The organism is Candidatus Zixiibacteriota bacterium (genome assembly GCA_026397505.1).
Taxonomy (GTDB): domain Bacteria; phylum Zixibacteria; class MSB-5A5; order GN15; family PGXB01; genus JAPLUR01.
The window spans coordinates 1-7,809 of record JAPLUR010000111.1 but is presented as its reverse complement, the minus strand read 5'-3'; the positions used below and the strand labels follow the sequence as shown (position 1 = coordinate 7,809).

The window sequence follows — 7,809 nt, the reverse complement described above, 5'->3', positions numbered from 1 at the left end:
GTTGCTCTACCACCTGCCGTTTCAGCTCCACACTGAACTTCCGTTTCGGATTCATGGCACCATCCTTTCCTCGTATCAAAATACCAATCCGTGCCAAATCCTCCTAACCTTTTGTGTCCAGTCTCAGGGGTGCAGTCCACTTTAACCTCAATCCTGTGGGACCAGACTCTGAAACCGTAATGAAAAATGCCCCCGGTGAAAATGTTCAATGTGCGACAAATCAATGCGTTCCAATGTCGGTCGCTAATAGCCTTCAATTCCTTGAAGATAAATACGGCATTAATGTTCCACAGGCTCACGCTCAGGGGCTCAGAGGTGATAATACTTTGGTCGGGAAACTTGATGATTATATGAATAGAAATGTCCCTGTGCCCGGCGATAGAACCAAAGGTGGTGGGGTTCACCCCAAAAATATGTTAAGCGGCAAGTTTGCATATCTGGCCGCCAATGGATTGGCTAATAAGCTGGTCCACAAGCATCAAGGAACGGGTCTGACTCTTGGTCCCGGCGACCCGGACGGGGATTCCATTCCTGCGGCTGATTACACTGCTAGCGGGATCACTTCCAAATTCGACGGCGCTCGCCCCACGTGGGAATGGATTTACGAGCAGATTAGAAGTGGCGAGGATGTTGAAATCTCCATTAATTGGGCAAACGCGGCCGGCAATTGGGCAGGCGCACACAATGTCCGCGTTTTTGGCGCCGGCATTACCAAGGGTAAAAAATGGATTAAATATAAACATGATCGAGAGCAAACCGATATAGACCCTGCCGATAATAAAGGATTGGAGGAAGTTGAGGTTGAGGTCGGAGACATTGATGGTGACGGACTCCTGAATTTCGGAGGGAAAAAGCATGAAATCAGCTTCGCCCTATCCGAATCCCCGGCCCGTAAGCCAACACCCGGTACTAATCGCCACAGCAAAGATGGGTATTTTCCGGATCAAAATCCCACTGGCCATACATTCCACGAGCTCTACCCGGTCTACTGCCGGAATTGGGTAGTCGATCAATGGTGGGATAACGGCGATGGCATACTTAGTTATTGCGATACAATCAGATTCAGAAATCAGGGTAACCAAAGTACATCGCTGGAGCATATTGAGGATATAACAACGACCATTACTGTTACCCGTTTGCAGGATACTGCCTATTACGATTACGTTTATGGCAATCCCCGCATGGTTTCTATTGTACCAAGAGCCGGTGATTTATGGCATGAGGTGTGGCCACAGTATTGCAGGATGTATGAGCTTTTAGAATGGCTGGACAATGGAACCGAAGTTCTTGACTCATGTGATTATCTGGTCTTCAAATCTCTCTCTCCTCCCGATTCAGGTACCATCGACACCGTACATGTCGAAGGTGTTGCCACGGATCTTATAACCAGCCAACTTTCCTGCTGTGTCAAGGCCGGCAATGCTAACCATGATGCTGTCAAGCTGGTTAATATTCAGGATGTTACTTACCTTATCAACTTCCTGTATAAGGGTGGTCCTAAGCCTCCTTGTCAGGGTGGCGTTGGCAGGTATCCCGAAGGGGATGCCAATGGTAATGGGATAACCAACATTGCCGATGTGACTTATCTCATCAAGTTCCTGTATCAGGGCGGTCCTGCTCCGATTTGCGGACCAATGTGATAAGATAAATTTCATCATGCGAAAATTCGGGAAGCTGTCTTCAGGATAGCTTCCCGAAGATGGTTGTCCAGCGTTCCGAAATACCTCTCTTGAGGAATGGAGAACCCCGATAATTAAGTCTCAACGGTACGGGTACAGCGATGGAGTACCCGTTTTTCTCCTCAATTACTTATAGAGCCGTGTCCCCCGTCGCCCCGTTTAGCAGAAACTGATGTTAACTGCGATGGAATCATTAATATAGAGGATATAATTTATCCAATAAACTATTTATACAAAGGAGGCCCTGCGCCGAATTGCCCTTCACCATCATAATGATTTTGATTAACCAAACATGGGCCGGTGGCATGTGTCATCGGCCCAAATACTATTACGGAAATCCCCAGGAATTCCGGTTCGACTAAAATCCGATTAGTCTCGCGCTTTGAAATGCCAAGAAAGCCAGGAAGCGGAATAGTGAAAGCATCCCCCGATTTACGGGAAAGATGCGGGGAGGGCGATTAGAGTGTGGTGGCGTGGACTGAAAGGCGGGTAGAGGTAACCGATCCGGGCTTTCAGACCTAAGCGGTCTTATTTCAGCGCTGAAGTGTCATATAAAGAACGCCTCTTCTGTCTCCGGCTGTGACCGCGGCGATATAAATTCCCTCGGGAAGGTTGCGGGCATCCCAGCGGACAGCCACCAGACCGGCCGAATAGGCGTTTTCCGATTCATATACTTTCCGGCCCGCCCAGTCATGGATCGTGATACCGATTGTGGTGCTTTCCGGAATATTGATAAATATGGTCGTTATTCCGCTGAATGGATTGGGAGAATTCTGGAAAAGGACAAAGCCTTCTACTTTCGGGAATGAGCGGTCGGTTTTCAGGATAAAGCCGTTGTAGTCGGAGGCCTCGGCCGAAATAAGGTTTGCTCCCCCTATGCCTGTAAGCAAATCGCCGGTTTCTATGGCCAGTCCGGGTTGGAGGCTATAAATCAGAATCCGCGTTATCCCATTTTCGGATGCCGATAGGATACTCATCTGCGATATAGGCGGCGACAGCGTGGGTGAGATAACGCTGTCAAAAACCAGCAGGATCGCTCCAATTGGCACCGGGGTCTTGACCGAAAGAATTGTATCATGGGTGGAGAATCTGGCCTTCATCGTCTCATCTGGCGGCACCGGACGCGGATTCCAGTCGCCGACGACCTTGCGAATAATATAGACCAGATCGGCCACGGTCAGGGTTATGCCGTCCCAATTGGCATCGCTGGCCGTGATTTGCTGATCCCGGTCAATGGTAAATACTTCCTCGCCATTCATGAAGTAATTGGCATAGACTACGACATCGCCAATTTCAAAGGGTATTCCGTTAAAATTGACATCTCCGCGGAATTGATCACTATCGGCACAGATAATGCCGATTCCGCCGCTGCGGAAAGTTATGGCGCGCTCATAACTCAGGCCATTATGCAAACTGTCCAGACATCCATCGGGCGGGCCGTTATAGCCGGGGAAAATAGTGTCAGCAACTGTCTCGCTGTCAGAATCGATGACATTCCCGGCAAAAAAGATTTGCTCAATCGGGTCGTCCACAAAATTGTTATCATCACATTCGGTCCAGAAAAATCGGATCGGCAGAAACTGGCACTCGAGTGCTCTATTGTTGGAAATAAGAAAATCCAGAGTGAAAAGGACCGTTCCATTCGGAACATGGGTCTCGAGCGGCTGATGCGGGCCGTCATTCTGGTTGGCCATAGCTACGACGCGGAGCATGCCGGAGGGGCAGCTGTCGGTGCAATCAACACGGGGCTGGAAACGATAAGTAAAATATTCCCATTCATAATCCCCCGGCTTATCAAACAGGATACCGGCATCAGCGCCCATGAAAGTGAGCGCGGAAGCATCGTACCCGATAAGAAGATCAAATGCTGCAGTGCCGATAGAATCGCCCGGAAACCACTTATCGAGCGTAACCGGCACCAGGGTATGATGACCCTGTAATTGACTATTAAGTCTCTCTATAGAGACAGATATCGGTGGCAGAGTATCCTGCCCACCGGAAAAACCCCTCTTAACCGGCATAAATGGTGTGTCATGACTGCAGTTGAATCCGGCCAGAAGGAGCAGAAATGCTAATAGAATAAGGCATCCTGCCGTGGCATACCTTCCGGTTCCAATTGACATTTTCAGACCGCCCTTTCCGTAAGATTAACAGATGATTACCGACTTAAATATAGATTATTATCCGCGGATGTCAAGCGATTTCAGATGCGATTCTATTATTTGGTCAGAATCATCTGAATCGTGGCGCTTTTCTCAAACGCTGTTGCAGTACAAAGATAAATTCCTGCCGGCAAATTGGAAGCACCCCAGACAATTGGGATATAACCCGCCTCAAAGACGCCATCCCACGCAATCACTTGTCGTCCAGTGATATCGCGAATGGTCACGTTCAGCGTGTCAGAGGCCGGCATGGCGACTATTATGGTCGTTGTACCGTTAAATGGATTGGGGTAATTCTGCTGGATACCGAATTCTGTCGGCAGTTGGAACGACCTGTTGGTGGCCAGAATGGCACCCTCATAGGTGGCCGCTTCAACCGACCGCAGGGTCGCTGAGTCGCTGATATTCAGCACGTCGCCGCTGTTGATGGCGCGGCCGCGGTCCATACTGTAAACCAGGACACGGGTCTCATTGTTGACAAACCCGTATTTGATTTCCATGCCGTTGGCCGCATCGGCCAGGGCCGGATAGGCCTGACCGTCAAAAACGAACAGGGCGGCACCGATCGGGGTCGGGGTATTCACCCTAACCACCTGACCATCGGTGGAGAACTGAGCCACCATATCGGGCGAGATCTTCGCCAGCGGCAAGGCATCTCCAACGATAATGCGGATCAGATAGACTAAGTCGGCTACGGATAGGGCAATCCCGTCACCGTTAACCTCGGACGCGGCAATCTGACCCTCCACGTTGATCGTGAAGGCCGCATAACCATTGATGAAGTAGTTGGTCAAAACCATGGCATCACCGATTTCATTCGGAATATGGTTCAGATTCATATCTCCGCGAGCGTCGATTGGATCGTCACATATAATTTGAATGCCGCCATTATGATATATTATCGAATGCTCCCAAACTGTTTGAGATGGATTAGCCGTGTCGGACGCAAGGCAGCTGTCGGCCGGGAGAGAATAGTCGGAGAAATGATCGGTTTTCAACTCATATCCATTATAATCAAATGCCGCCTTAGCGAGAAATAGGCGGGTGTTTTGATCATTCACCACAGTATTATCGCCACAGTCCAGCCAATAAAACTGAATTGGCAGGAAGCATTCCAGAGTCCGGTCGTTGCTGATGAAGAAATTCAACTTCACCAGTTCGCCCGGGCCCGCAACATGATTGGGATTAATAACGCCGTTGTTGTATTCGCGCATACCAACGATCCGCAGCATACCTGACGGACAACTGTCGCCGCAGTTACCGTTGGGACCAAAACGATAGGTGAAATACTCAAACTTGCCGTTGTCGATCAGTGCGCCCGGCTCCGCACTAATAAAGATCAGGGCCGAAGCATCATAAGCCACTAGGAAGTCAAAACCGCCGAGACCGATCGAATCACCCAGAGAAAAAGAATCAAGAGATATCGAAACAGAAGCATTATGCCCCTGCAATTGATTGAGGACAATACCGATAGAGATGTCCAATACCGTAGGCGAAGAACCGATTTTGGGCGGCGCCTTCTCCACCGGGGTCAGCGGCGAGTCTTTACTGCAATTTAGCCCCGCAAGCAGCAAAAGGACGACCCCCAAAGTCACCAGATAACCAGAATGCTTTCTTGTATACATAGTTCATTCCCGTCATTTCAGCTGGAGATAGTCCATCTGTAATTAAAAGCCAAAAGAGAGCGTGGATAGGAAATATGGGCCGCTCATGTCGAGGCTGATTTTGTTCGGGCCGTCGAAATCTATTATCCAATCCTCGCCGTCGGCATCCCGGAGCGTGCCGGTTTTGAAATGGCGGTATCCGGCCTCGGTGTTCAATGCAAATCTATCGGTAATTCGGAACCGGAGACCGAAGGTCCCGAAATATCCCAGTGCCGATCTGGTAAGCCTATACTTAAGGACGGTGGGAACAGCATTTATATTCTCATATGTGTCCGCTTTGATAACCGCTTTCCCGAAACACCAGGCGCCGCCGCCGCTGACAAAGATATCCCAATCCTTGTCAAGAAGCAGATATCGGAACCGAAGGGCCGGCGCCGAAATTGAAGTGCCGAGCGAAAGTTTGGTCTTCCATTCGCCGATATAATTGCCATACTCATCTGTGAGAATAAGCATCGATTCCGCATCCGTACTCCCCTTAAGGTAGATATATCCAAGATGCAGCGACAGACTGGGCGTCAGGAAATAACCCAGTTCCGCGGCGGTATTGAGACCGGCATCGATATTATTTTCAAGCAATGCACACGGACGGGCAAACTGATCGATATAGTGGTCGTTGATATCGCCAAGCGAGAAACTTCCCCACCCGGCGCCAAAGCCCAGCTCAAATTTATTTGTCCCGGCGCAAGCAGGCGCATAAGCGAGTGAGAGCATCAGTAACAACATAGAGATTACTGCAAAGAGAATGATTTTTTTCATAGCCGATTCCCCTATGATTCAAAGAGTGCCAACCAGATAAGATAAATCCGTTTCCCTCCCGGTTTGAAGAAAGGATAATTATCGATGTAAATATATATTATTCCACGGCATAGTCAAGCGATTTTGTCTGGGGAGACAGATACGGCCCACTGTGCCCCTGCGGCTATTGAAGCCGCGAGCAGGGTCTCGCAAGACCCTTCGGGATTTGCAAGACCTTACTTGATGACAGGACAATGTCCTGTTCCTACAGATGTTTGGAGCTTGTTAGGCTATTTGGCGTAGCGGGCGATGAGGGAATCGGCCAGAGTATGAAACCGCTCATGCGCGCCGGGGCCGGTTTCCTCCTGCTCGAATTTCTCGAATCTTTCGCCGATCTGTTTCATCACCTCGGGCGGCAGGTTTGCCTCGGCGCCCGGAAAGAGAACATTGTCCTCCTTTTTGATGTGTTGGCGGAGAAGATGCACATAGGCCAGGGCCGATTTGGTAATCATCGCCCGGTCGTCATCGCTCCAGGCCTCAGCTTTCTCGGCCATGATGGCCAGAATCCCGACCAGCCGCCGCCCTTCGGCATGCTCGGCCAGCATCACCGCAATCGGCCCCCGGTCACGGGGAAAACCGTTTTCGGTCATGGCGGTGAAAAGGATATGCTCCTCTTTGCCATGATGGCAGGCATCGGCAAACTGGCGGTTGAAGGCCACGAATTGCTGCAGGTCGCCGTTGCTTACCGCGACGCCGAATTGCACCTTGGTGGCGTAATTTTCGAGAGCATCGAGAACTCTCAATATCAGGTGGTGCTCGGTTTTCAGAGTCTCTATCGGGTTCATAAAGTTCCGGGAATTTTCTCCTGGGTCAGCATTTTTATCGAACCAGGTTATTGACAGACATGGTTATAGCTGCAACAAATTCATCCGGGGAGGCTGGTATGTTTTCTGCGGAAAGTTTCTCAGGGGATGAAATTGCTTTGATTCGGACTATCTCGGCCGTCACCGCCGTTTTTGAGTCAGTGAAAATAACGGTCTTGGTTTCGACCGGCGTGATATCGCCGGCGCCGGTCCGGTCGAAAGGATAACTGGAGAGTTTCTGATACCACCAGAAATAGATCATCTTATAGAGAGGAATCCAAAGGGCGCCCATTTTTTCTTTGCGCGCCGCAATCCAGCGGCTGGTGGTCAAATAGGGGTTTACGGCCACGACAGCGGCGATCCGCCTTTCGGTTCCGGCGGCATACATAGCGGCATCGGCGCCCAGTTCAAAGCCGACCGCCACCAGCGGCTGATGAAGCTTCTCACGAAGATTCAGATAGGCAATGATCTCTTCCAGGTCGTCACCCTCATAACTTCCGGCATAATGATATTTCCCGCCGGAAAGGCCGCAGGCTCGTTGGTCATATATGATCACCTGCCAACCCGAATCGAGCAGCGCGGGAATAAATGTTGTCAGGCTGGTTCGGTCGGTGTCATCGGGGTGAAGCAGTATCACCGTCCCTTTTACTTTTGCGATACCTGTGTCGGGGGCAAAAAATAACGCCTCCAGGTTAATGTTGTCATT

At 50.2% G+C, this 7,809-nt stretch carries 6 protein-coding genes; 1 reads left to right on the top strand and 5 read right to left on the bottom strand.

Annotated elements, in window-relative coordinates; translation table 11 throughout:
* Window positions 1-233 precede the first annotated feature (233 nt).
* Window positions 234-1,640: a hypothetical protein gene (locus NT002_11415; GenBank protein ID MCX6829872.1), complete on the top strand. Its 1,407-nt coding sequence runs from the start codon at window positions 234-236 to the stop codon at window positions 1,638-1,640.
* A gap of 572 nt (window positions 1,641-2,212) precedes the next feature.
* On the opposite strand, the gene NT002_11410 is transcribed toward NT002_11415, so the two are convergent.
* The 5 genes from NT002_11410 to NT002_11390 form a co-directional block, all read right to left on the bottom strand.
* Window positions 2,213-3,802 carry a T9SS type A sorting domain-containing protein gene (locus NT002_11410; protein ID MCX6829871.1) on the bottom strand — a complete coding sequence of 530 codons (1,590 nt, stop codon included), beginning with the start codon at window positions 3,800-3,802 and terminating at the stop codon, window positions 2,213-2,215.
* Window positions 3,803-3,897: 95 nt separating this feature from the next.
* Complete coding sequence (locus tag NT002_11405) at window positions 3,898-5,466, bottom strand: T9SS type A sorting domain-containing protein (GenBank protein ID MCX6829870.1); 1,569 nt, start codon at window positions 5,464-5,466, stop codon at window positions 3,898-3,900.
* 42 nt (window positions 5,467-5,508) lie between these two features.
* A complete protein-coding gene (locus NT002_11400; GenBank protein ID MCX6829869.1) occupies window positions 5,509-6,261 on the bottom strand; it encodes an outer membrane beta-barrel protein in 753 nt (250 codons plus the stop codon).
* Window positions 6,262-6,530: 269 nt separating this feature from the next.
* Complete coding sequence (locus tag NT002_11395; GenBank protein MCX6829868.1) at window positions 6,531-7,085, bottom strand: hemerythrin domain-containing protein; 555 nt, start codon at window positions 7,083-7,085, stop codon at window positions 6,531-6,533.
* A gap of 34 nt (window positions 7,086-7,119) precedes the next feature.
* On the bottom strand, window positions 7,120-7,809 hold a 690-nt coding region (locus NT002_11390), incomplete at its 5' end, for an alpha/beta hydrolase (protein MCX6829867.1).